General features: G+C 45.3%; 20 protein-coding genes. 15 read left to right on the top strand and 5 right to left on the bottom strand.

Annotated elements, in window-relative coordinates; all coding sequences use genetic code 11:
* Positions 1-24 precede the first annotated feature (24 nt).
* The 6 genes from KCTCHS21_RS29740 to yidC all read left to right on the top strand — a co-directional run bounded on the left by KCTCHS21_RS29740 (position 25) and on the right by yidC (position 8771).
* The gene (locus KCTCHS21_RS29740; protein WP_130616100.1) at positions 25-945 is read left to right on the top strand and encodes an ABC transporter permease; all 921 of its coding nucleotides are present in this window, start codon (positions 25-27) and stop codon (positions 943-945) included.
* A gap of 15 nt (positions 946-960) precedes the next feature.
* Positions 961-1845, top strand: a complete 885-nt coding sequence (locus KCTCHS21_RS29735; protein ID WP_130616099.1) for a carbohydrate ABC transporter permease — start codon at positions 961-963, stop codon at positions 1843-1845.
* 86 nt (positions 1846-1931) lie between these two features.
* Complete coding sequence (locus KCTCHS21_RS29730; RefSeq protein ID WP_157994153.1) at positions 1932-3605, top strand: extracellular solute-binding protein; 1674 nt, start codon at positions 1932-1934, stop codon at positions 3603-3605.
* Between the two features lie 168 nt (positions 3606-3773).
* Positions 3774-5591, top strand: coding sequence for a sensor histidine kinase (locus tag KCTCHS21_RS29725; RefSeq protein WP_130616097.1), 1818 nt, complete (start codon positions 3774-3776; stop codon positions 5589-5591).
* A gap of 2 nt (positions 5592-5593) precedes the next feature.
* On the top strand, positions 5594-7165 hold the full coding sequence (locus KCTCHS21_RS29720) for a response regulator transcription factor (RefSeq protein WP_130616096.1): 1572 nt from the start codon (positions 5594-5596) through the stop codon (positions 7163-7165).
* Between the two features lie 772 nt (positions 7166-7937).
* Entirely contained in the window at positions 7938-8771 is an 834-nt protein-coding gene (gene yidC, locus KCTCHS21_RS29715) for a membrane protein insertase YidC (RefSeq protein WP_232058006.1), read from the top strand.
* A gap of 100 nt (positions 8772-8871) precedes the next feature.
* Here the strand turns inward: yidC and KCTCHS21_RS29710 are convergent, their stop codons facing one another.
* The 4 genes from KCTCHS21_RS29710 to KCTCHS21_RS29695 form a co-directional block, all read right to left on the bottom strand.
* The gene (locus KCTCHS21_RS29710; protein WP_130616095.1) at positions 8872-9807 is read right to left on the bottom strand and encodes a dihydrodipicolinate synthase family protein; all 936 of its coding nucleotides are present in this window, start codon (positions 9805-9807) and stop codon (positions 8872-8874) included.
* 55 nt (positions 9808-9862) lie between these two features.
* On the bottom strand, positions 9863-10705 hold the full coding sequence (locus KCTCHS21_RS29705) for a carbohydrate ABC transporter permease (RefSeq protein WP_130616094.1): 843 nt from the start codon (positions 10703-10705) through the stop codon (positions 9863-9865).
* Positions 10706-10720: 15 nt separating this feature from the next.
* Positions 10721-11662, bottom strand: a complete 942-nt coding sequence (locus tag KCTCHS21_RS29700; RefSeq protein WP_130616093.1) for a carbohydrate ABC transporter permease — start codon at positions 11660-11662, stop codon at positions 10721-10723.
* Positions 11663-11776: 114 nt separating this feature from the next.
* Positions 11777-13204, bottom strand: a complete 1428-nt coding sequence (locus tag KCTCHS21_RS29695) for an ABC transporter substrate-binding protein (protein WP_197726494.1) — start codon at positions 13202-13204, stop codon at positions 11777-11779.
* Between the two features lie 203 nt (positions 13205-13407).
* On the opposite strand from KCTCHS21_RS29695, the gene KCTCHS21_RS29690 reads away from it, so the two are divergent.
* The 3 genes from KCTCHS21_RS29690 to KCTCHS21_RS29680 are packed head-to-tail and all read left to right on the top strand — an operon-like array spanning position 13408 to position 17730.
* Positions 13408-15195, top strand: coding sequence for a cache domain-containing sensor histidine kinase (locus KCTCHS21_RS29690; RefSeq protein WP_130616091.1), 1788 nt, complete (start codon positions 13408-13410; stop codon positions 15193-15195).
* Complete coding sequence (locus tag KCTCHS21_RS29685; RefSeq protein WP_130616090.1) at positions 15167-16807, top strand: response regulator; 1641 nt, start codon at positions 15167-15169, stop codon at positions 16805-16807. The genes KCTCHS21_RS29690 and KCTCHS21_RS29685 overlap by 29 nt, the downstream gene beginning before the upstream one ends.
* A 5-nt stretch (positions 16808-16812) precedes the next feature.
* A complete protein-coding gene (locus KCTCHS21_RS29680; protein WP_130616089.1) occupies positions 16813-17730 on the top strand; it encodes an aldo/keto reductase in 918 nt (305 codons plus the stop codon).
* A gap of 111 nt (positions 17731-17841) precedes the next feature.
* Here KCTCHS21_RS29680 and KCTCHS21_RS29675 read toward each other — a convergent pair whose 3' ends face one another.
* Positions 17842-18966 carry an ROK family transcriptional regulator gene (locus KCTCHS21_RS29675; RefSeq protein WP_130616088.1) on the bottom strand — a complete coding sequence of 375 codons (1125 nt, stop codon included), beginning with the start codon at positions 18964-18966 and terminating at the stop codon, positions 17842-17844.
* Between the two features lie 394 nt (positions 18967-19360).
* On the opposite strand from KCTCHS21_RS29675, the gene KCTCHS21_RS29670 reads away from it, so the two are divergent.
* The 6 genes from KCTCHS21_RS29670 (at position 19361) to KCTCHS21_RS29645 (ending at position 26206) form a co-directional block, all read left to right on the top strand.
* Positions 19361-20293 (top strand): ABC transporter permease, encoded by a 933-nt coding sequence (locus KCTCHS21_RS29670; protein WP_232058005.1) that lies wholly within the window; start codon positions 19361-19363, stop codon positions 20291-20293.
* Between the two features lie 15 nt (positions 20294-20308).
* Entirely contained in the window at positions 20309-21190 is an 882-nt protein-coding gene (locus tag KCTCHS21_RS29665; protein ID WP_130616087.1) for a carbohydrate ABC transporter permease, read from the top strand.
* A 171-nt stretch (positions 21191-21361) separates the two neighbouring features.
* Positions 21362-22153 carry a sugar phosphate isomerase/epimerase family protein gene (locus KCTCHS21_RS29660; RefSeq protein WP_130616086.1) on the top strand — a complete coding sequence of 264 codons (792 nt, stop codon included), beginning with the start codon at positions 21362-21364 and terminating at the stop codon, positions 22151-22153.
* Between the two features lie 29 nt (positions 22154-22182).
* Complete coding sequence (locus tag KCTCHS21_RS29655) at positions 22183-23313, top strand: Gfo/Idh/MocA family protein (RefSeq protein WP_130616085.1); 1131 nt, start codon at positions 22183-22185, stop codon at positions 23311-23313.
* A 33-nt stretch (positions 23314-23346) separates the two neighbouring features.
* Positions 23347-24546 carry an MFS transporter gene (locus KCTCHS21_RS29650; RefSeq protein ID WP_130616084.1) on the top strand — a complete coding sequence of 400 codons (1200 nt, stop codon included), beginning with the start codon at positions 23347-23349 and terminating at the stop codon, positions 24544-24546.
* A 139-nt stretch (positions 24547-24685) separates the two neighbouring features.
* On the top strand, positions 24686-26206 hold the full coding sequence (locus KCTCHS21_RS29645) for an ABC transporter substrate-binding protein (RefSeq protein ID WP_162309406.1): 1521 nt from the start codon (positions 24686-24688) through the stop codon (positions 26204-26206).
* Positions 26207-26259 lie beyond the last annotated feature (53 nt).

Genomic DNA, 26259 nt, shown 5'->3' with positions numbered 1-26259 from the left:
ATAAAGGGGAAGGGGGCAGACAATATGTTCCAGTACAAAACAGGACAAATGAAGATGTTTCTTAAGCAATGGCAAATACAAAGCATGGTAATCCCCGGGATTATCTGGATGGTGATCTTTTGTTATCTCCCCATGTTTTGGCTCATTATTGCATTTATGGACTACAGCATTGCTAAGCCCATGCTGGAATCACCCTTTGTGGGGCTGAAACACTTTCAGGATTTTATTACGGATGACCGTTTCTGGCGCTCTATTCGCAATACTCTTGGGATGAGCACCATCAAGCTAGTATTGGGCTTTCCCATTCCTATTTTATTTGCCTTAATGCTCAATGAAATACGGAGCATTAAATTTAAGCGTACCGTTCAAACCATCTCGTACCTGCCGCACTTTATTGCTTGGACGATCTTTGGCGGCATTATGCTTAACTGGCTGGGCGAGGGCGGTGTGATCAACCAGTTGGGCATGGCACTGGGGCTCCAGCAAAGCGAAATTTTGTTTAATAGCGACCCTAAGTACTTCTGGTGGATTACCTTTTTCTCCGATACGCTCAAAGAAACCGGCTGGAGTGCCATCATCTACATAGCTGCAGTATCTGGCATTGATCCGGGGCTATACGAAGCGGCGGAGCTGGATGGCGCAAACCGATGGCAGCGAATGTGGCATATTACCGTTCAGAGCATACGCCCTACTATCGCCATTTTGTTTATCCTCGCTGTCAGTGGAATGCTAGGCAGCAACTTTGAACAGATCTTTATGTTGAAGAACAACATGAACATGAGAATGGCTGAAAGCCTAGATTTGTATATCTACAATATGGGCTTGGTATCTGGGCGCCATTCCTTCTCTACAGCCGTCCTGTTTGCCCGATCAATAGTAGCACTAGGGCTGTTGTTTTTGGCCAATTACACTTCAAAAAAACTGACTGGCGATAGCATTTTTTAAGGGGAGGGCAGATTTATGAAAAAACGCAGAAGGTTTCGGCGCATCGGAGTGTTTGATGTCGGAAATACCGTGCTGATGCTCGCTGTTTGCTTTATAACGCTGTACCCGATGTGGTTTGTATTCGTAAACTCGCTTAATGCGCCGCAGCATGCCTTATTGGGTACGGTCAACTGGTTTCCAAAGGCTATATCGCTAGATAGCTACAATGTCGTGTTTAACAATAAAAGCTTGATGAACGGCTTTTATATTACGACTATGCGGACAGTGATAGGGACAGCGGTGCATGTATTGTTTACCGCTATTGTGGCTTACGGAATGAGCAAGTCGAATCTCATTGGTCGCAAGCTGTATCTAAAAATCGCTTTGATTACAATGCTGTTCTCAGGCGGACTAATTCCTACGTTTATCCTAATGACTAAGCTGGGCCTATACGATAATTTCTTAGTATTCATCATTCCTGCTATGTACACTTTTTTCAATATGGTCATTTTCATGAGCTTCTATAGGACTATCCCCGACAGCCTTGAGGAATCCGCGAAGGTAGACGGAGCTTCGGATTATGGTGTCCTGTTCAAAATCGTACTGCCCAACAGCATGGCGGTGCTTGCTACCATATCATTATTTTCAGCCGTATATCATTGGAATGATTATTATCAGGGTGTGCTGTATATCCATACGCAGGACAAGCTGCCGCTGCAAACTATGCTATTCAAAATCATTGCAGAAAACTCCATGACTTTCATGCAGCAGCAAGCGATGGCTCAGTTCGGTGCAAAGCTGCCAGGTAACTCGATAAAGTTTGCATCCATGATGGTGGCGACCTTACCTATTCTAGTGTTCTATCCCTTTATTCAGCGCTATCTGGTCAAGGGTGTCATGATTGGTGCGATTAAGGGGTAATTGTCATATGCCTTTCTAAGCTGTCGTGTAGAGAGGTGTATGGTATATATACAAAAAACCAAAGTAATGAAGGGATGATTCGTGCAATGAAACGTAATCACATTAAGCAAGGTATAGCTCTAGTTTTGACAGTCATTCTAGTGCTGAGCATGACCGCGTGTGCCGGGTCTAAGTCAAATGAAAGTAAACCGACCTCCAGTACACCAGCCAGTACGCAGCAGTCCGAGGTCCCATCTGGGGAATCTACGCCTAACCCGGATAAAGCTGCATGGCAGCTGGATACCAGCCCTGTTGAATTATCCTGGTTTGTAGGTGCATCTTGGTATGGCCATAGCTGGGGGAAAAGCTTGGCTTCCCAGTATGTAACGGAAAAAACAGGTGTCAACGTCAAGATTGAGGTACCTTCCGGTGATGCTAACGAGCAAATGACTCTGATGATGACCTCCAACAAGCTGCCGGACTTGATTACTATGGGCTCTTGGGAAAACGCTGTCAAAAAGCTATGGGAAGGCGACCATGTGTATGCTTTGAATGAATTGGCGGAAAAGTATGATCCCTACTTCTTCAAGGTAGCGGGCGACGGTACATTGAAGTGGTATCGGCAAGATAATGGCAATACCTATGGCGTACCTAATGATTCATACAGCCCCAACCTGATGCATGAAACGGGTATGACGGCTGCCAACCAAACCTTTTTAGTGAGAAAAGATCTGTATGAGGAGATGGGGAGACCGGACTTAACTACTCCGGAGGGCTTCCTAAACGCACTACAATTGCTAAAGGATAAGTATTCCAAGTATAAGGGCCAGAATATCAGTCCTTTATTTGCCCAGGGGAATGTACCTTACGGGATGAGCGAGTACCTACAAAACCTGCTGGCTGTTCCGTCGGAGAAAGACGGCAAGGTATACGATCGCACCACAGATCCGGATTATATTAATTGGCTGAAAACGTTACGTACTGCCTACGAGCGCGGGCTTATTAATGTAGATTTCCTAGTCGATTCTGACACTCAAGTAGAGGAAAAAACGAACAACGCTCGTTATTTTATGATGATTCGTGAGTGGACGGGCATGACGGCTGTTAACCCTCTGCTGGCTGCTAGTGCAAACCCGGATTCTAACTACATTGCAGTGGACGGGCCGAGGAACAGCAAAGGAGATAACGCTAAGCTATTCCCCGGTAATATGGATGGCTGGATGGTTACTATGATCAGTAAATCCACCAAAAATCCTGAACGTGCAATCCGCTTTTTGACATATCTGTCTAGCGAAGAAGGCCAAAGGGATCTATTCCTTGGCAAGCAAGGCGAAACCTGGGAAATGGTCGATGATAAGCCGCAGTTGAAGGCTGAAATGGTAGAGCTATTCAAAACTAATATTGAGAAGCTGGAAAAGGAATATGGCATTATGGATACCTACTGGATGGTGAGAAACCCCGTAATTATTAACCAGTGGAGACCAGAGAAAGCCCCTGTTATTAAGCAAATGGAGGACTTTGCGAACCGTCAGGCTGATATTGACAGTGGTATTTACAAGGGCTTAGATCCGCAGGGTGATTCTGATGCGGCAGTATCCTGGGCGCGTATTTCCCAAAGCTGGGAGGAAGTGCTGCCTGAGCTTATTACCGCCAAAACTGAAGCTGCCTTTGACAAAACCTTTGAGAGCTTCCTTACCCGTCGCGCGAAGTACGGCTTTGACAAGGTGATGGAATACCGACAAGCTGAGCTGAATGTACGAAAAGCCAAAATGGCGGAGTAACAATGCCCTTATAATCATTGCTACCGGTCACCGAAATGGTGGCCGGTATTGCTCGCTTTCGTGTTTCTATCAGCAGTCATAGCACCTACTAATCTACCTCGGAGGTTGTAATATATGGTATATTACAGAGGTGGGGAGTGTACTTAATTGAAGTATTTACTTAATAAAATGAGAAAGCTTTACCGTAATTCTCGCATATCCCATAAGCTGTTTTTCGCCTTTAGTATTGTGATTGCTATCCCTGCCATTGTAGTATCCTTTTTGTTTATCCGCATTCAGGAGAAACAGCTGTACAAGGACGCTATGACCACCGGCAGCAGTCATGTTTCACGGCTAGCCGAAAAGCTACGCAGCAGAATGGATACGATTGAAAACGCTTCCTCTACTGCGCTCACTCAAAAGGCATTTGTGGATTTTATTCACACCAATATGCGCGAGGATGGCCTGCGCCTGGTGAAATTTAAGCAAAACCAATTTGAGCAGATGCATAATATCATCCAAAGTCACGAGATGATAAGTGAGCTCAGCTTTTATGTCGATAACCCGAACCTGTATGAAATTTGGCCCGAAATCTATCATTATGACAAATTTAAGCCGCAGGATTACTGGGTAACACTCCGTGATGAAGGCGGCGCGGCATACCGCTTGTTTGCTTTTAAGAATGGTGAGCATACGCTTTCCTACTATCGGTTAGTACGACTTCCAGGTCAGCAGCACAAACGCCCCAGTATTATGGAAGTTCGCGCTAAGCACAGTGTATTTTTCAGCAACCTGCTGGAGGAGACTGGGGGAGATTTCTTTAGTGTAGTGATGGACGGAACGAATCCGACCCGATATGTTTACAATCCTAAGCATATGTTTTCTCGGAATGCCGGGGAGGATTTGAAAGATATCTTTGGCAGTATTCATGAGCAATTGGATGTGCTGCAGCAAAAAAGCCCTATTAAAGTCAATGTAGGAGACCATACTTACTACGCGCTTTACCGCTATATTGCCCCACTGAACGCTTATGTGGTGGATATCGCCTCTCATCAGGCACTAATGAAGGGGCCGCGCAGCTGGTATGTATTTGTGGTAGCGATTACATTGGGTGTGCTGCTCCTAATCATGCTGCTTTTATCGCATACTACCCGGCGCATTTTCCGTCGGTTGGACAGTGTGTTATTTTCTATGCGCAAGGTACGAAGAGGTCAGCTGGATGCGAAGATTGATACCGGTCTGGGTGATCACGAAAGAGGCGATGAAATCGACGAGGTAGCCGTCAACTACAACAAAATGCTAGACGAGGTCAAACAGTTGATGACGCAGGTCGTCGATAAGCAGCTGATTGCTAAAAACGCGCAATTGCACTCACTGCATTCGCAGATCAACTCGCACTTTTTGTATAACGCACTGGAATCAATCCGTATGAAGGCGGTTGTTCAGCGGCAGCCTGCTATCGCCGATGCACTGGTGTCATTAGGTTCGTTGCTGCGCTACAGCATGAAGTGGCGTAGTGATACCGTTGCCCTTAGTGAGGAGCTTGCTAACATACAGAGCTATATTCAATTCATTAACTTTATGGAAGGTGGTAGCATTGTCTTGACGGCCGATCTCCCTCAAGAGGTGCTCCGCTATGCCATTCCCAAAATGTGTATGCAGCCCATCGTTGAAAATGCGGTTCATCATGCTGCGCCCTTGGGCGACAGTGTGAACATCCAAATCACCGTAATGGTGGAGGATGACAGCATGCTATTAATAGAGATACGTGATAATGGCGTGGGCGTTGACCCGCAGATGTTAACTAGTCTGCAGGCTGTGCTGCGGGGCGACTCGAATTCTCCGATAGTCACAAGCAAATCCGGGTTAGGCTTAGAAAATGTGCGTAAACGTCTTCAGCTTCACTATGGTGAAGGCTGCGGACTCTGGATTGACAGTGAGCAGGGCTCCTATACCTGTGTAACCATACGCTTGCCTTGGGAAAATGTGAATCTTGGAGGGTGGTAGGTATGTTCAACATTCTGATTGTGGACGACCAAAAGCACATACGGGATGGCTTGCAGGCTATGCTGAGCCAATTTTCTCTGCAGCCTGACAGCATTTACTGTGCCGCCAATGGGATTGAGGCGTTGCAAATATTGCGTCAGACCAGCATTCAGCTGGTGATTACCGATATCAGGATGCCGGAAATGGATGGCCTAGCACTAATGGCGATCACCAAAGAAGAGCGCATTAAGGTCGATTACCTGATTATTAGCGGCTATAGCGATTTTGCCTATGCCCAAAAAGCCATTGGGCTTGGGGCAAAAGGATATTTACTCAAGCCGGTGAAGCAGGAGGATCTGCAAACCGCGGTAGAGCATGTATGGCAAGAAATAAAAACACGGCAGACGCTTTCGCGCAATATGAAGCATATATCCCGGCGTGCCCGGGAGACAGATCGGAAAGAGCTGTGCATGTATATGCAGGGTGCGACGAACGATGAGGCGTGGGTTCATCAGACCCAGCAGCAAAATCCAGAGCTGTGGGGCAACTACCGCCTATGCCTGCTGCGGGAGAAGCTATGGATTAATCAACCTGGGGCGAGCAGTGCCCATAGCATGGAATCCATTGCCTATAGCGTATATGGCAGGCGGGGGTGCATATGCCTGCAGCACGGCCCGCACCTGATCCTTGCCGTTGATGCGGATGTTGATGCAGGTGCTTTGCCCGCTGCACTCCAGGCCGGACAGATTGATGCCATTACTGCGATGACCGATCCGCAGCAAGGATTAAAGGGGCTGCCGGACAGCTATACACAAGTATTGGAGCTATACCGCCACAGCTACCTGTTTCCAGATAAGCGCTGCATTCTGCCTACGCATATTGAGCGGCTGGAGCAGCAGTGGCAGCTTCCGCATGAGGAGTTATATGCCCTTTTTCAGTTAATTGGCGCCAAAAACAGCAGCGAAATCACTCAAGGAATATCAATGATGTTCCATAAGGATGTGCTGCAACGGTACCACATTCGCTACACACAGCAGCTTTGTCGTGCCATGGTACAGATGCTGGAGGAATATGAGCGTGTTATCCGCCCCTACATGGGGGAAGAGGCGTTGGATATAGAATGCTTGCGTAATCTTTTCGATTACCCGGGCATCCGCGATTATATTCAAGCGCTGCAACAGCAACTGCTTCGGCTGAACCAGTTTTATTATGAATATAAGTGTAGCTATCGCAACACTCAGGACGTGAACGAAGCTATCCGCTTTATACACGAAAGCTATCATAAGCCGCTGGACTTGGCGATGGTATCCAACCATGTGTCACTTAATTATGCCTATTTTTCAAACCTGTTTAAGAAGAATATCGGCAAAGGCTTTGCAGAGTATCTACGCGATGTGCGCCTGGATAAAGCCCGGCGACTGCTGGCGGAAACCGAGCATAAAATCGTCGAGGTAGCTGCTATGGTAGGGTATGAAAGCTATAAAAGCTTTACCCGGGCATTCCGGGAAGTGATGGACATGCAGCCCACAGAGTACCGGCAGCTGATGCGGCGGAAGTATGAACGAGAAGGGAAATACCACGACATTGCGCTATGATTCGGGGGATTATTTAGGTATTCGGGAGCCCTATTGTAGGGGCTCTTTTTTGTACGCCCTAAAATCACCACCCTATGCTGAGTCCCCTCCGAACCTTCGAGTATCACCGACTCCTTCATCTCATTTCCCGTCTCCCTTTCTACATCCAGCAGGGAGACGTATGTGGAGGCTAACGAATTGTATCGTGCTTATTGTCGATAAAATGGCTTCTTATTTGTGCTAACGAACTGCAGTGGCGTTATTGAGTCATTTAGAGGAGGAACGGTGCTACTTTGCTGGATATAAGGTTTGTGGGGTTCTTTACAATGCAAAATCATTACATTTAGATCAAATAAGAGTTGCGGAATTCGTTAGCCTCCTGTTAACCTATAATATCCATTTTGTGGTATTATTAATGAAGCAGTACGTATTTTGTATGCTTGTCTTAAGTACTTGAGGAAAAAACTCAATAATCCTAGTGTGTACAAAATGGCTCAAATGGAGGTGAACTTGAGTGGAGTATTTTTTTGACTTGGTTCAAGTGGCACTTTCGTTAGGTCTCATTTCTTCCATATTGTTTCTTCCTTACACTAATTTTTCTATACAAGATATACGCTGGAGTCAAGATATTGCTACCGCGGGTTCAACTTTGTTTGTGTCTGACAGACAGCCGCAGCCCAACGGTATCCAGCGATGGATAGCACGTACCACTAGACGAAAAGAGGCGCCTGATGAAGACGCCAATGGTCCTTCCACAAATTGATATTTAATTATTCAATTAGGGAGGACAACTGTGAAAAAGATACTAATGCCCCAAAAGTGGGCGAAGCCTATTCTCGTCATGTTGATCGGGGTTGTTCCGGTAATTCTGATTAGCGGGTGCTCGACAGCAGCTCCATCAAATCCGATTTATGCCGATTCTCCAGGGATATTTAACCACTATTTTATTTACCCTTTCTCGTTCCTGATCAAATTTTTCGCGAATGCGTTTGACGGAGATTATGGATTATCGATCGTGCTGATGACATTAATCATCAGATTTGCGATTATGCCGCTGATGCTGAACCAAACGAAGAAGCAAATAGGCATGAAAGAAAAGATGGCCATCCTCCAGCCGGAATTAAACGCCCTTAAGGAGAAATATAAGAACGACGTTAGCGCGGAAGCAAAAAGGAATCAGCAAGTAGAGATGATGCAGATCTACCAGAAGCACCAATATAATCCCTTAAACATGGGATGTTTGCCGATGCTTCTCCAATGGCCGATTACTCTCGCATTTTATTACGCCATTCGTCGTACCCCAGAGATCGCAGCTCACGATTTTCTGTGGTTTAGCTTGGGGAAAACGGATATGATTTTGCCGCTTATTGCCGCTGCGATTTATTACGTCCAGTTCCGCGTGTCGCAATCCATTTCGTCGCAGTATCAGCAAAATCAGAATAACCAATTGGCTTTCATCGGATTGTTGTCCCCGATTATGATGGGTGTGTTTTCTTTTGCAATGCCGGCTGCATTGCCGTTATATTGGGCGGTTGGCGGTATATTCATTATCGTGCAAACGATTATACTCAATAAAATGTACGCGAAGCCAAAGCAGCAGCAAGTAAAAACCTCCTTAACGGAGTAGAAGATTTATATAAAGTGAAAGTACAAAAAATGCAGCCCGCATCCTACCGGATACGAGCTGCATTTTATATGGTGACGATCTTCGCCGGAATTTCGGTAGCTTATTTTACTAATATGTTCTTTTGGAATACTTCGATCAGCTCTTTGGCGGATTCCGAAGTATGATAGACGCCTTCGAACGGTCCAGTCGACGAGCAGTATCCAACAGGAATATGGAAGATTTGCTCCAGCAGAAGCTTGATTCCCGGTAAATTGCCTATTTCAGGCTTGAGGAAGGCTTCGGCCACTTCATTCGCGCGATATTGCAGCTCTCTCGCTTCTTCGTAGAGACCCGCATTCGTCTTTTCCATGATGGCTTTATGATGATAGCAGGTAACGGCTTGCAATGCGCCGATGTTTCCATCCGCACCCATAAGCTGCGAGCATACGGCTAGCTGATCGGCACCCGTTAAGATGTTGATGTCCGGGCGGTATTTTTTAAAGCGTTCCAAGTAGTAGAAGTTGTTATCGGTAAATTTAATGCCGCGGAAAGTAGGAACCTCATCCATCGCATCTAGCAGCTTGTTAGGTTCGATTTCTTGCCCACCCGTTAATGTTTTCCCCATTGCTACCCAGTAAATATAGAACGGAATTTGGGGAGCAGCCTCGGAAATGCGTTTGAAGTATTGTACATTGTCTTGCAAAGTAGCCGATTCAGAAATCCCGACAGACGCAACGGCATAGGCTCCATGCTCAGCGGCGTGGGCAGCCAAATCAATCGAATCCTGCAGGTTGCTATTATAGCCCACGTGAACGAAGATCGGCAGTTTCCCTTTTGCTGCAGCCAAAACGGCCTCAGTCCATTGTTTTCTTTTCTCGACGGACAAATATTCGCCTTCCCCGGTCCATCCTAGCATATACAATCCATCTGCCTGTTGACGGACATACAGATCGACCAAATCAGGTGCCAGTTCCGTCTTAACGTTTCCTTCAATATCCAGTGGTGTAACTAATGCCGGGAGAACGCCGGTGATGAGATCTGATTGTTTTGTTTGCATATTAATCGCTCCTAATGTTTATGTTTTTTGTTGGGTATGGAAATAGTCAATAAGCTTATCCTTTGATGGCGCCACTCGTGAGCCCGGCCACAAAATATTTGTTCAACGAAATGAATACGATCAGCATCGGAATAACGGACAACACGGTGCCTGCCATCATCAAGTCCCACGACGTCACGGATTCACCGGAGCTTTTCATCGAGACGATCCCGACCACTAGCGGTTGCATATCAGGATTTCCTAACGTAAACACCATCGGAAGCAAGTAATCGTTCCATGAATTCATGAACGCGAGCAATCCGACTGTCGCGATAAGCGGCTTCGTTAGCGGGAATATAATGTTGTAAAAGATTCTGAAAAAACTACAGCCGTCCATCTTGGCCGCTTCGTCGATTTCTTTGGGAATCCCGTCAATAAAGCCTTTGGCTAGATATAGATTCGTCACATTGATGCCGAAGATATAGATGATAATGACTCCCCATAGTGAATTGTTAATATGCAGTATTTTCGCAATATTCAATTGGGGATATAGATACAAGCTGCCTGCCGAAATGAACATGGAAAAGGTAATGAGCGCAAGCAATGGACCTTTTCCCTTAAATCTGCCGCGAGAAAAAACATAGCCCGAAGTAATCGATGTGACGATCGTCCCAAAAACGATGAACGTACACATATAGATGCTGTTCCACACGTATACCTTAAAATTGGACAGGTTCCATGCCTTGACATAATTGTCCAACGTCATCTGCTTAGGAAAAAAGGACGTCGACGTTAAGATACTCGCCGTATTCTTCATCGAGCTGATCACCACGTAAAATATCGGGAAGATGACGATTGCCGCCAGCAGGGTAAGAAAAACATATAGCCCAATCGCTTCGGTCACTTTTTTAGTTTTCATTCAGAATCACCTTCACTAGTAATGATCGCCGACTTTACGTGTCACCCACAGATACAGTCCAACCACGATAGAAAGTATAATTGCGGTGATCACAGCAAGAGCGGAAGAGTAGCCATATTGGCTGATCGAGTCGGCAGCTCCGTATGAGAAGAAATATTTGAATGTATAGGACATGACGACTTCGGTTGTACCGCCTGGTTGCCCATTGGTCAACACCAATACTAGATCCGACATCTTGATGCTATTGACGATAAAGAGCATCATGATCACTTTGCCGGTGGAAGAAAGCATAGGCAGTGTAATCCTCGTAAATCGTTGCCACCTGGTTACCCCGTCGATATCCGCACATTCGTAGATGTCTTGTGGGATATTCTGCAGTCCCATTAAGAAGAAAATCATGTTAACGCCAAAGCCTTTCCATACGCTTGCGATAACGATGACGATATCGGCGAGCCACTTATTGCCGAACCAATTGATCGACGTGTCAATGACATTAAAGGATTTAAGCAATTGATTCACGGCACCAAGGAACGGTTCAAACATCAAATAAAACACGATGCCGATGATGGCCGTACTTACGATGGTAGGTGAGAAAAATATAGTCCGGAAAAACGAATTGATTTTTTTCTTGCTGTTCAGCACGATAGCAAGGAATAGGGCAAGCGGAATTTCAATCACGAATTTCATAACGACGATAAATCCCGTATTCCATAATGAATCCCAGTATTGAGTATCGCGCGTAAATGCTCTCACGTAGTTTTCGAATCCTATAAATTTGGCCGATGAGATTCCGTTATAGTCAAACCAGGACCACCTGATTAGCCACATCATCGGATAGATAGTAAACAACGCGAATCCAATGAGCATTGGAGCCAGCATGAGGTAGGATTGCAACGTATCCTTTCGATTCGGGTTTATGTTAGGGACTGATGCGTTTTTGCGTTTCACAACAATCATACATTCGATGCCTTCCTTCTGCTGTAAAATGTCGCCTATGGATACGGTAGATCCTTCACGGCGGAGAGGAATAAGCCTATCGAATTTCGTAGGCCCATCCTCTTCGTGTTAGGGTCAGTTGGACTTCGTATTCCAGTCCTTGTCGATGTACAAGGTCATATCAAGGCCGTCTTTGATGGCTTTATCAAGCGCCGTGTTGTAGCGATTGTCCAGATCCGTCAGTACCTTGGCGACATCGACTTTCGTCGAGCCAGCAATCAGGTTAATAATCGTATTTTGATAAGGCTGTCCCTCGATCTTGATACCGCCATCCGGTGGAGTCATGGTGAAGTAGGAATTCGACGTATCACCGAATTCTGCTGTTCCGGCTTTTTTGAAGCTGGTTGGCTTTTGCGCTTGAATATCTTGTCTAGCAACAAAATCAATTTCGTCGCTTTGAATCGCTTTCAACACTTCGTCGCTGTGGAACAATTCATATACTTTCATCGACTTCTCTGGCATTTTCTTCGCACTTGGTCCAACGCAGAGGACATCGGCAATCTGAGCATAGTTCTTATGTCTGTTCGCTGTATCGATAACAGGCGTATTGATTACACCGAGCTCGAAGGTGGATCCAACTTCTTTTTTGAAATTTTCGAAGTTAGAGACATCCCAGTTGACGCCCGGCAGCATGGCAATTCTTCCTGTGGAGAATTGAGCCATCAGTGCATCGTTGTCCATGCCTTCTCCGCCAGGGAAAATACTGCCGTCTGCCTTCATTTCAAGAATTTTGCTGATGTTTTCTTTGAGATCGATAAATGAGTATCTGCCTTTCGTGAAATCATATCCCATATGACCGACAGAGCTAGCAAATTGAGAGGCAAAATACCATTTGCCCGAAGCAGCGGAATCTTTCAGATGTACCCCATACCCGTATGCATTGCCTTTATTGTCTGCGGTAATTTTCTTCGCATACGCCACGACATCGTCCCATGTTTCCGGCGGAGTAGTGAATCCGGATTTTTCCAGCAACTCCTTGTTATACATGAACTTAGTCGTCAGCACTTTGTAAGGAACGCTGTACGATTTGCCATTGAACGTGTTATATCCTTTGATCAGAATATCTTGATAAGTTTTCAGAAATTCCGGTCCGCCGGGTAAATCGTCAATCGGAACCATCCATTGCGAGTTAATAAAAGGCTCCTTCACGGTGCCGACAAATTTATACAGCTCGGGAGCCTGACCGGCGGCCAGCGCAACCTTCAATACATCGTCGTAATTGCTTCCGAACAATTTGTACTCGATATTGATGCCGTCTATCAAGCCTTGGCCTTGATTATACTTCTCGACGAGAGGCTCCAATACTGGCTTGTATGAGGCATCGTTTGTCCAGACACGTACGGTCTCCATTTTGACGCTGGGAGCAGCTGGTGAGCTGCTGTTCGCTGTATGGCTTGGCGATGAATTGTTATTTCCTCCGCACCCGGTGCTAGCAATGAGCGCCACGGAGAAAAGACTGGCTAGTCCTGCGCGGTAAATCGGTTTTACAAGGTTCGGCCTCAAAGTGAATCCCCCTCTAATCATTTTGTTAAGCGCTTGCAAGCATTATGTTAGCAAGAATAAAAAGGATAAGAAATTAAATAACTTAAGGTAAAAAGTTCGAAATGTTATGCAAATGTATGCGCTATCTTGTTGCGGTTTTGTTTTTGTTGATATACTGTGTGTGACTTATAAACCTTTGAGAAAGGAGCTTTGTACCAGGTTATATGAACATTCGCAAACGACTGGTGTTATACTTCCTGGCCTCGATTCTCATTCCATCCGTCATTATTACAATCGTTGTCTATATAGGCTCCACCAACATTATTAATAAGAAAATGAACGAGTTGATCGAAAAAAATCTGGACTCCGCCCGGTTAAACGTACAGGAGCGGTTAGAATTTGCCTATGAGCTGACCACATTGATTTCTTTCAATCCCATGATTCAGGAGGTTTTGGGCGAAAGCCCTTCGGATGATTTGTCGGATAACGTCACGCAAATTATCAAAGTGGATCGCGCGCTAGACAGTTATTATTTGTCCAATTATTACGTAACTTCCCATTCGGCTATTGTGCCCAAGCTTTATTTCATAAACCGACCAGAATATCATAAATATGACATATCATCGAAGGTGCAAGATATTTCTCAGGTCGAACATGAACCATGGTATCACAACATAGGCACGAAAAATATGGCGGTGTATGCCAGTCCGGATCAAGATCATGTAATCCTCTCGCGCCGCATGTTCAGCTTAAAGAATGCCGATCGCTACGATTACGCAGCCTTGCTGACCATCGAATTGGAGAAAGCAAGCTTCATCGATGTTCTGTCCAATTACAGACCATCCAAGGAAAGCAAAATATGCATTATGGATCCAAACAATCAAATCTTGATGAGCAGCGACACCGTCACTAAAGCCGAAGTCAGCCTTCTCCAATCATTGCAGAAAGGTGCCGACACGGCGCAAATTATGGATTTGAACAAGGGAAAAGCCATCGTAACGGTTAAAACGTTAGATAATATCGATTGGAAAATCGTAAATATTACGAACTTGAGCGAGGTTAACTCTGATCAGACTCAGTTGACGCGGAATGTCGTTCTTCTGCTCTTGTTATGCATGACAACGGCGCTTTTAGCCGCTTTCTTCCTTTCGCGCAACATTTCCAGCCCGATAACGAAGCTCGTTAAATCGATGCGTAACGTACGCGGGAATAACTTTGATATCGATATTACCTATAACAAGAAAGACGAGTTCGGTTATTTAATTTTGCAATATAAGCAGATGATTGGCCAAATCAAAGACTTGATCGAGAAGCTGTACGTCAGTGATTTGAACAAGCAAAGAGCCGAGCTACATGCGAAAGATGCAGAGCTTAAAGTGCTGCAAGCCCAAATAAATCCTCACTTTTTATATAACACCTTGGATTCAATCAATATGTATGCGATCAAATACAATGCGCCCGTTATTTGCAGAATGATTAATTCGCTCGCTAATTTTTACCGGTATTCGCTAAGCAAGGGGCGCGAAATTATTACACTGGAAGAAGAAATCAGCCACACCAACAGTTATTTGGAAATTCAATCGTCGCGTTTCGGTCCGAAGTTACGGTATTCGATTCAAATTCCGCGCGAGCTTCGCGCATTCAAGATTGTAAAGCTCGTTATTCAGCCTCTTGTTGAGAACTCGATTATTCACGGTTTCCATCAAAAAATTGGCGAGCTTGAAATCCTAATCACAGCGAGTCGAATAGCGGACAAAATTGTCATCTCCATTATTGATAACGGTGTAGGGGCCGATGTCGATGATCTCAATCGTTTGCTGACTTCAAACTGCGAGAAAGAACATTCCTTCGCGATTAAGAACGTGCATCAACGTCTTCAGAACACGTTCGGGGAAGGATACGGCATTCGATACCTACGCAACCAAATCGAAGGAATCACCGTGGAGGTGACGATTCCTACGTATTACAGCATGGAGGAAACAGATGATAACGATAGTTCTAGCAGACGATGATTTCATGGTAACGGAAACATTAGGCGATGCAATTCCTTGGAACGAGCTTGATATGAAGGTTGTTGGGGTTGCAAGTAATGGAAAGGAGGCGCTTGAGCTTTGTTTGGAGCTGCAACCCGATATTTTGATTACGGACATCCAAATGCCTTTCTATAACGGCTTAGAGGTTGCCATTCAATTGCAAGAGAAAGAATTACAGACGAAAATCGTGTTAATCAGCGGTGTGCAGGATTTTGATTACGCCAGAATGGCACTGAGCGTGAAGGCTGCCGGGTACATTCTGAAGCCGATTCAGCTGAAGGAAGTCATTTCTGTTCTCAAGAAAGTACACGATGCTATCGAAATGGAATTTCAACGAGATCAGGTGATGAAACGGCTCACAAAGCAGCTTTCAGAAAACCTATCGCTAATGCGGGACAAATTTCTGAACCAACTTGTCTTGAATTGGACGCAAAGTGAAGATGAGCTCGAGGAAAGAATTCACTATTTCGATCTCCCGTTTACGATTCACCAAGACATCGTTGTTGCAGTCGCCAAAATGGACGAATATGAGAATCAGATCAAAAACAAGGGTGTCGAACGTATACAGTTTTATAATTTTTCCATTAAGAACTTGATCGAACAGCTCTTAAATCATTGGCAAGCAGGGATTTGTTTTACGACAAGGGATAACGAGTTTGTCATTATTTTGAGCGGAGAATTTTGCAGGACAGAGAAAATGACGCCGATCTTCGAAGGTATAGAGCAGCTGCTCCATGATTTTGAAGGGATTACACTGTCGATCGGAATCGGGAATTGTGTCAACATGCATACCGCCAGTCTTTCGTACGATTGCGCCTGTCATGCGATTGGATATAAGTTTTATACCGGCAACAACTCTATCATTCATATCAATGATATTATCGATACCAACTCTATGGACGCCATTAACGATATTCATGACAATGCCAGATTAAAGGAATTACAGGAGCTGATCCTTGCCCAAATCAAAATGGGAGAGTGCGGTAAAGTCAGCGACACCTTAGAAGAATATTATCGTTTGCTTGCACTTGCTCAGAATTTTTCGCAAGCGTATAGCAGAGGGCTCTTTCTAGAGCTTGTCATTAACGCATACCGTGAAATATGCAAAACGGAAGGGGAAGTTGGCGACATTAACGCCAGCTACGTCGCATCATTGCAAGCCATAATGAAAGCGGAAAGCTTAACGGAAATCAAAACCCATGCGAGCAAGATGCTGTTCGGCGTAACCGACTATTATAGCTTCAAGTACAGTCGGAAGCATCTTTCTCTCGTCGACCGGATCAAGCATTACGTAAATGAGCATTATGCAGACAATATTTCGCTAGCCGAAATTGCGAATGAAGTGTTCATGTCGCCCACTTACATTTGCGCTGTATTCAAACGTGAGACGAATAATACGATCAATGAATTTATCATTGAAACGAAGATGAATGCCGCCAAAAAAAGCCTAAAGCATACAAAACTGAAGGTGTTGGAAATTTCCAAAGAATTAGGTTATGAGAATGCGCATTATTTCAGTTATTCATTTAAGAAGTACACGGGAGAAACGCCTCAAGAGTATAGAAACAAACACAATCCTGAAGGGAAATGATCATCATGAGACAAATGAATATTGGAACAAGCAATCTTAGAACATCCGTACTCTCACTTGGTTGTATGCGTATTGCCGAAATGGAATTGAAGGATGCTAGTCATTTGATCGGTACCGCGCTTGAATCCGGAATCAATCTATTCGATCATGCTGATATTTATGGGAACGGGAAATCCGAGGAATTGTTTGCCGAGGCCGTTGAGATGAGGCCGAGTGTTCGGGAGCAAATGTTTATCCAGTCCAAATGCGGGATAAGAAGCGGCAGTTTCGATTTTTCTAAGGAACATATTGTCACTTCCGTTGATGGCATTTTGAAGCGTCTGAATACAGACTATTTGGACATGCTTATTCTTCATAGGCCGGATACTTTGGTGGAACCGGAAGAGGTGGCCTCAGCCTTCGATCAGCTGCAGCATGAAGGCAAGGTGCGTTTTTTTGGCGTAAGCAATCAGAACCCCATGCAGATCGAGCTGTTAAACAAAAGCTTGAATCAACAGTTGATCGTCAATCAACTGCAATTCGGTCCTGCCTTCTCTGGTATGGTGGATGCAGGTTTGCATGTTAACATGCTGGATCAAGCCGCAATTAACAGAGACGGAGGTATTCTGGATTATTGCCGACTGAAAGAGATCACGATCCAGACGTGGTCTCCGCTTCAATATGGATTTTTTGCTGGGACGTTCCTCAATGATGAAGCGTATCCCGAGCTTAACGCTGTGCTGAACCGCTTGTCAGAAGAAAAATCGGTTACGAGCGCGGCAATCGCGATCGCATGGGTACTCCGACATCCGGCACAAATGCAGCCGGTTCTTGGTAGTACGAATGCCCAGCGTGTCGCAGAAATGGCGAAAGCGAGCGAAATTACGCTTAGCAGAGAAGAATGGTATCAAATTTATACTGCAGCTGGAAATATTCTTCCATAAGAACTGATTGAAATAGTTGAAATAAGCAAGGGAGAGCCACGGAAAGTGCGGGGTTCTTCCTTATTTATTAGTTTGTATTATTACGTATATTTACTGGTGGTATAGAGACGATTATTGCACTGTTATGCGCTTAAAGATTTCATGCAGACCAAGCATAGCTGCGCCCTTAGCTGCTCCGTATTTTTTCCAATGGAAAACGACAATCGGAGTAGCCCCATAAGGAGAGCTTTCTTTGGCGTGAATGGAGGCAATTAACTTATCGAGAAACGATTTGTTATCGGTAATCCAGCCGCCCAGTATCATTTTCTGTGGATTTATTATTTGTAGTATTTTACCACAATAGTCGGCCAGCTCTTCAATCATGAGATTGACCTGCTCGGTGAAGGGTTGAACACCGGATAAAGCTAAATCAACATAGGTTTGAATCGTTTCTTCTGGAGTCAAGGCTTCAAATCTATCGGGAAAATCTCTCTTTAACCGTTCTGAGAGAAGAGGCGTGGTGTAAGGAGCGAAAGATGAAATTCTTCCAGCCGCACCGCTGGATCCATGGTAAATCTCACCGTTTAAGACAAGTCCGGCGCCTGTTCCGTACCCAAGCATCAGGAATATGATCGTATGATCCCCTTTGGCTGCTCCGCTAAACCGCTCTGCGAAACCGGCTGCGTCCAGATCGTTCGTCAGAAGAACCGGAATGGAGAGCGCCTCTTCCAGCACTTTTCGTAAAGGAAAATCATTAAGCTGTAAATAGCGGGACATGATGACAACGCTCTGCGTATCGTCAAGTCTTCCCGGTAGGGAAATACCAATGCGTTTAATTGACTTCATCGGAATCTGATGCTGTTCGATAAAGGATTGAATAGATTGAACCAAATCGGTCCGAAATTGCTCCTCGCCGAATACTGATTTAAGATTCTGGCTGCCGATGAGCTCCCCATTCAAGTTCAGAAGAACGCAGTGTGCCGGCGAAATGGACAGATCGACACCGATGACATATCCGCCATCCGCGCGGATGCTAAGAAGCGTCATTTTACGGCCGACTCCGCTGCCAGACATCCCTATCTCATGAACGTACTGCTCACGAATCATGTCTTCTATGAGTACCGATACGGTTGTCGGACTGAGCTTGGTTTTGCGGGATAGTTCGACTCGAGAGATCGGTCCATGCTCTAAAACCGTATGAAGTAGTGTAGAAATATTGATCTCCCTTAGCATTTGCTGATTTCCGATTTTAATCATTTTATACTCTCCATATCCTTGAATTATATTGGATAATATTGCAAAAGTTGTGTCACTGCGATTATAGATAATGGCACTATGGGCTGTCAACGCCTCGAACTTGCCCCTTATAGCTCGTCATTTATAAACTGGTAAATATTAAAATAATTCGTTGACAAGGGGCAAGTAATGTTAATATAATGATCACAAATCGATGGAAAAAGCAAATAGGCACGTTTAATTAGTTTTTCCGCTGGAAGAATTAATTGAATAGGGGAGGGATTAGTCGAACGCGAAGTGCCATCATAGGGAATCCTTTCTGGATTACGACAATAAAAAAGTCTGTGGCTCAGAATAAAAGGGAAACATTCACGAGGCATCCTGAAGTCATTACACAGAGGGGAAGGGTATCGCTATGACGACTTGGTTGAACCTAGCAGCATTTCGAAATATAAGAAAATACAGAGTACTGTACTTAATGCTCCTCCCTGGAATTACTTATTTGTTAATCAATAACTACATTCCAATGGCCGGAGTTGTAATCGCTTTCAAGGAGGTTGATTTCTCTAAGGGCGTCTTCGGTGGGGATTGGATCGGATTCCGGAATTTCGAATATTTGTTCAAAACATCGGAAGCTTACATCATCACGAGAAACACGATATTGTATAACGCCGGGTTTATTGTCTTGAATTTGGTTTTATCGGTCGTGCTGGCCATTATGCTCAATGAATTGAAAGGCCGCTTCATGCGCCGATTTTACCAAAGCGCGATTCTGCTGCCCTACCTGATCTCGACGGTTATTATCGGATACTTAGTGTTCTCGTTGCTAAGCATGGAGACGGGGTTCGTAAACAACTCTATTCTGCCCTTGTTCGGAGTGGATCCAATCATGTGGTATACGGAGCCCAAGTACTGGCCGATCATTCTGACGATCGTGAAAGTATGGCATACCGTCGGATACTTATGCATTATTTATTTCGCCGCGGTTGTCGGGATCGATCACGAGTTTTACGAGGCAGCAACGATAGATGGTGCCGGGAAGTTCAAACAAATTTGGCATATTACACTCCCATCGCTAACACCTATCATCGTAATCATGACTTTGCTGCAGATCGGAAGAATATTTTACGCAGATTTCGGCCTGTTCTATCAAGTTCCGATGGATTCGGGACCGCTTCTTCCAACGACTAACGTCTTGGACACCTATGTGTACCGCGCGCTGCTTAAGAACGGAGACATTGGGATGGCCTCTGCTGCTGGATTCTACCAGTCCGTCGTCGGATTTGTGCTAATCATTTTCTCCAACTATGTAGTTAAAAAAATAAATCCAGACAACTCTTTGTTCTAAGGGGGCACAAATCCATTGAGAAGAAACACGTTGGAACAAAGCGTCATCCATGTCATCTTCGTGCTTATTGCAGCGTTCTGCCTCATTCCATTTCTGCTTCTCGTATCGGCATCATTCACAGACGAGAACACGATTATTCGGGAAGGGTACACGTTCTTTCCAAGTGAATTCAGCCTGGAGAGCTACCGATTTATTTTTGAGAAATCTACCGATATTTTCAATGCTTACGGGATTTCGGTATTCATTACTGTCGTCGGAACGGTTGTCAGTCTAATTCTGATGACACTACTGGCTTATCCGCTATCCAAGAAAGAATTGCCTGCACGCCGCTTCTTCTCCTTCTTCGTTTTCTTCACAATGCTCTTCAATGGTGGATTGGTTCCAACCTATCTGATTTATGCAAACGTATTCAATATCGATAATACGCTTCTCGCGCTAATTGTTCCGGGTCTGCTGGTCAGTGCCTTCTACGTTATTCTACTGCGAACGTTCTTCTCGGTGTCGGTACCCGGAGCTATTCTGGAATCGGCGCACATAGATGGTGCAGGGGAATTTAGAATCTTTATGCAAATGGTGCTGCCACTGTCCCTTCCCGTCTTAGCGACGGTTGGTTTGTTCCAGGTGATCAACTATTGGAATGACTGGTTCAATGGGCTGATCTATATTTCGGACAATAGATTGTACAGCATCCAGGTGCTGCTTAATACGATTCTGCTAAACGTCCAATACTTGCTTGATAACGTCGATTACTCGACCCGAGTAGACGGAGACGTTATACCAACGCAAGGGGTGCGGGTCGCAATTGCGGTTATCGGCTCACTACCGATCCTCATCGCTTATCCGTTTTTCCAAAGGTTTTTCGTCAAGGGATTAACAGTTGGTGCAATTAAAGGCTAAGTCAAAGCTAATCTGAAGTACCGCGATCGACATAGCTTTTCTGAATGGAGAGGGGGTGATGCGGACAGGGCGAATGCACCTGAGGACAAGAACGAGCAGCATGAACATACAACATGAACGAACAACATGAACGAACAACATGATCTTTTACTGAAACTGGGAGGCGTTAACGTGAAAATCAGCATCGGCGGTTTTTCATTCTTCAACACAATGAAAGAAGGAAAGATGGATACGTTCGGGTATCTAGAGTCTTCGAAATACAGGTATCGTCTGGATACGGTAGATTTGTGGAATGGCGCTTTCATAGGAGTACGCGACGATATTTTCTCTTTGCCTGATGAGGCCTATATTACCAAGCTTCGCGAAGCTATTGATGAGAAGGAAATGAAGGTCGTCAACATTGCAGTAGACGGCGCCCACATGTGGGATGAGGATCCAGATAAGCGGAAGCTGCTCTTCAACAACGCTGTCGCTTACTTGAAAATTTCAGATACGCTCGGAGCTACCTCGGTGCGCATCGACACGGGAGATAAAAGCTCCGTTCCTGAGACGGAGGAGCAGTTCGAATACACGGTAAAGAAGTTCCAAGAGCTTAGCCAAATAGCGGCCGATCTGGGGCTGATTGTCGGACCTGAAAATCACATGGGAACCGCAAAAAATCCGCATTATCTGAAAAAGGTTGCGGAAGCTGTCAATCATCCAAGCTTCGGCATTCTGCTCCATATGGGACGTTGGGATGTAGATGAAGAAATCGGAGACAGCCTCGTCGCTCCGTGGGTTTATCATACGCACTTCGACGGCAAAACCGTAGCCTCTAGCAAAGCTGAGGAGTTAGTTAAGACGTTGCTGGATGTTGGTTATGACGGATACTGGGGCATCGAGTACAACTCACCAGCCAATCAATACTTGGAGATGGATTGGGCAATCGCTTCTGTGAAACGCATATTAACTAATTTGAAATAAACATAAGCATAATCAGGGGGATGAATGGGATGGGAAGAACCATACGGATCGGAATTGTAGGAGCCGGTTTAATAGGCAAGGCTCACTTGAGAAATTACGCTAACATCGAGAATGTCGAGATCGTCGCTATCTGCGACGTCAATGAACAAGAAGCTAGTCGGGTAGCCGAGCAATATAACATTCCGAATGTTTACTCGGATTTCAATGAAATGCTGAAGCGCGACGATATTGAAGCCGTCGATGTGTGTCTTCATAATAACTTGCACTCACCAGTGACGATTGCTGCCTTCCAAGCTGGCAAAGACGTTTACTGCGAGAAGCCGATCGCAGGTACATATAGCGACGGCGTAACCATGATCGAAGCTGCTAAGTCTTACGGTAAGAAGCTCCACGTTCAGCTTGGCACGCTATACCGCAAGGAAACGAAAGCCGCGAAAGCACTTGTTGATGGAGGCATGCTCGGTAAGCTGTATCATGCACGAGCGACGGGACATCGTCGTCGGGGACGTCCATTTGTAGACGGCTACGGTACACCGGCATTCCTAAACAAAGAAATCGCTGCGGGGGGCGCTCTGATCGACATGGGCGTATACCATATCGCGCAAATGCTGTATTTGCTGGACACACCTAAGGTGGAACGCGTATCAGGCAAGGGCTATAGAGAGATGGATATGGATGCAACCCGCGCGGGGCAAGCTGTTTTCGATGTAGAGGAGCTAGGCTTAGGTCTCGTTAAATTCGAAGGCGGAGCAACGTTGGACATCTATGAAGCTTGGAGCATTCATCTCGGTAGTATTGAAGGCTGCTCGATCGTCGGTAACAAGGGTGGAGTGAAATTGCCTGCTTATTCGGACCAAACGATATTGGCACCATTCAGCTTCCACACTACGGTATGCGATATGGATATGAACGCAACCGTTAATCTGGATGAGATGGACGGACGTTGGAATCACTTGAAGCCGAATTACGATGCTTACCAATCGTCCCAGCATCACTGGATAGCTGCATTGCAGGGAAGAGTGGAGCTACTTCCTAGCGCACATATTGCTTTGCAGACGATGCTCATTAGCGAAGGGATTTACTTGTCCGACCGATTGGGGAGAGAAGTGAGCCGAGAAGAGATCATCGAGCATTCCAAATCGACCGCAATAAAATTATAAAGATGCCCGTAACGAAGGAGGGACTTCCATCCGATGGCTACGGCTGTTACATCCGGCGAAGTTAATGAAAAATCCTTGTCAACGCTTAAGCGCTTCAATTTTTTTCTATACGGTACGATAGCGATTCTGACCTCCTTCTTTCCACTCTATTTTCAGGAGATCGGACTTACCAAGGTAGAGATCGGCATGATCATGGCGGGTGGTCCTTTCATATCGATCTTCGCGAATCCTTTCTGGGGATATTGGAGCGACAGGCTACAAAATGTTAAACGAATTCTGATTATTCTGCTTGTCGGCAACTTGATAGCGACTGTTATCGTGTTTCAGATCCGGGACTACGTTGTCATTTTCGCCGTAATGCTCTTATTCTTCTTCTTCAACAGTCCCACGTTCTCGCAGAGTAACAGCTTGATTCTGAACGCCATCGAGAACACGAAGCATAAGTTCGGAGCATTTCGCCTTTGGGGCTCGCTAGGCTGGGCAATTATCGCAGTACTAGCTGGCTTGGTTCTAACCGAGATTGGCTTACTTAATCTATGGATACTATACGGCGTTATGATGATTGTTTCCTTATTGTTCACTGTCCGCCTGCCTAGGGGAAGAGTGACGACAAAACCCAAGATGGAAAGACAAAGCTACTGGAAGGTTATGCTTTCAAGCAAAGTGTTCTTCGTTTTCGTTATCCTTGGGGTATTAATATCGATTCCAAACTCGATTAACCAAACATTCGTTTCATTGTATATTTCTAATTTGGGCGGTTCCAATCAACTCATCGGCTGGTCCGTTTTCTTATCAGCCATTTTCGAAATACCTGTATTTTTGTTGTTCGATCGCTACTTGAAAAAATCGACGAGAATGATGCTTGGCTGTCTAGTGCTCATCAGTATCTTGTTCGTTATTCGATGGTTATTAATGTCGATGGTGGGCGGTCCAGTTCATATTATTTTCATTCAAATTCTGCACTGTATTACGTTCGGCGGTTATTATTACGTCGGCACGGCCCTATCTGCGCATCTGATTCCACCAGAATACAGAGCGACAGGCCAAGCGATTTACGCGCTGACCTGGGGCGGCATATCGGGCATTGTCGCCGGCTTGTTCGGCGGTTGGATGTTCGAGCACTTAGGACCTAAGGTCATGTATGAGATCTGCGCTGTCATATCCGTGGCAGGCGTTCTCGGATTTCTAGCTATGTGGTTGAGACAGAGAAAACAGCCCGACTCCGTATTGTGAATCGCGGGGGGATGATGGAAGTCTTCAGTCGCTTTGAAGCTTCCATCACCCTCCGCAGCATTAAAAGCTGTATAGTTATTCTCCATTCTTTAAAGGGTATTATCCGCTAAATATGGAAATCCATTGGAGGTCATTCACTATGTTCACAAAAACGGTTAACACGATGTTGGTCCTTTTCTTGGCTGCAACTCTAGTTCTAAGCGGCTGCTCAAGCTCAGGTGGTTCCAAAGGGAACGAAAGCAGTGCGTCGCCGAAAGGGACAGGCGAGAGCGAGCTTAAGCCTTACGAAATCACGCTTGCCTTCTGGGGACCGGATCAGACTGATTTGGGCCTTATCGAGAAAGAAATTAGCAAGATCACAAAGGAAAAGATTAACGCAACGGTTAAGCTGAGAAGGATTGAATCAGCCGCATGGACCCAACAGAAAGTGCTGATGTTCTCAGGCAACGAGCCGATTGATTTGATTTTTACTGGTGAAAATCAGTACATTTCTGAGGTTGCACAGAAGAAGCTTCGTCCGCTAGACGAGATGCTGCAATCCTACGGTAAGGACATTATTGCTGCATTTGATCCCGATGTACTCTCAGCATCGAAGATCAATGGAAAAACGTATGGTATTCCGAGTATTAGAGATTTTGCATCCTATCCAACGATTTTGATGCGTACAGATCTATTGAAGGAAAGCAATCTTGACGTTAGCGAAGTGAAGTCGCTGGAGGATATGGAGCCGATCTTCAAGGCGATTAAAGAAAAGCATCCCGAAATTAACTTGCTCGGCAAAGCCTCTGGTGGCGGCTCTATCGCGTACCCGCTGCTAATGACGACAATAGACCCTCTCGGCGATATGATCGGTGTACTTACTGATACGGAAAACCTGAAAGTAGTCAACCTGTACGAGAGCGAAGAATATCTTAAATTCGTTACGACTTTGCGCAAATGGTTTATGACCGGATATATCCCGAAAGACATTTCGACATCAACCCAGACAGGTCGGGATTATATTAAAGCTAATATTGGATTCGCGACACCGAATAAAGGCAAACCAGGTATTACAACGCAAACCGGCAACTGGACGGGCAAAGAATTGACACAGGTCAAGCTTGCTTCCGCAAAAATGAATACGCTATCAGTAACGAATGCGATGCTCGCTATTACTGCGAACTCGAAGGATCCTGAACGTGCGATGATGTTCCTCAACCTGTTGTACTCGGACAAGCAAATCATTAACCTCTTGCACTGGGGCATCGAGGGTAAGCACTATGAAGTTAAAGAGAACGGCACAATTGATTTCCCAAGTGGAACAGATGGTAAGAGTAGCGGATACAACCTCAGACAAGGCTGGATGTTCGGTAATCAGCTACTTGCCTACCCTTGGGCAACAGACAGTCCAGATATCTGGCAGCAGATGGACGAATTTAATAAAGGAGCCCAGAAGTCAGCAGCTCTAGGCTTTATGTACAATCCGGAGCCGGTCAAGACAGAATTAGCGGCTATCCAGAACGTCATTCAGCAATATACGATGGCGCTTGAGACGGGCACGTTGGATCCGACCGCTTACTTGTCGAAGTTTAATGAGGCATTGAAAAAAGCAGGCATCGATAAAGTCATCGCAGAGAAGCAGAAGCAATTAGACGATTGGGCCGCGAACAAAACGAAATAAGCTTCTATTTAATAAGAAGACTGTGCAGAGTTCTATCTCCTGCGCGGTCTTTC

It is taken from the genome of Cohnella abietis (genome assembly GCF_004295585.1).
Classification (GTDB): domain Bacteria; phylum Bacillota; class Bacilli; order Paenibacillales; family Paenibacillaceae; genus Cohnella; species Cohnella abietis.
Note: the sequence above shows the minus strand (reverse complement) of the source record. Positions and strands in the feature narration are given on the sequence as shown.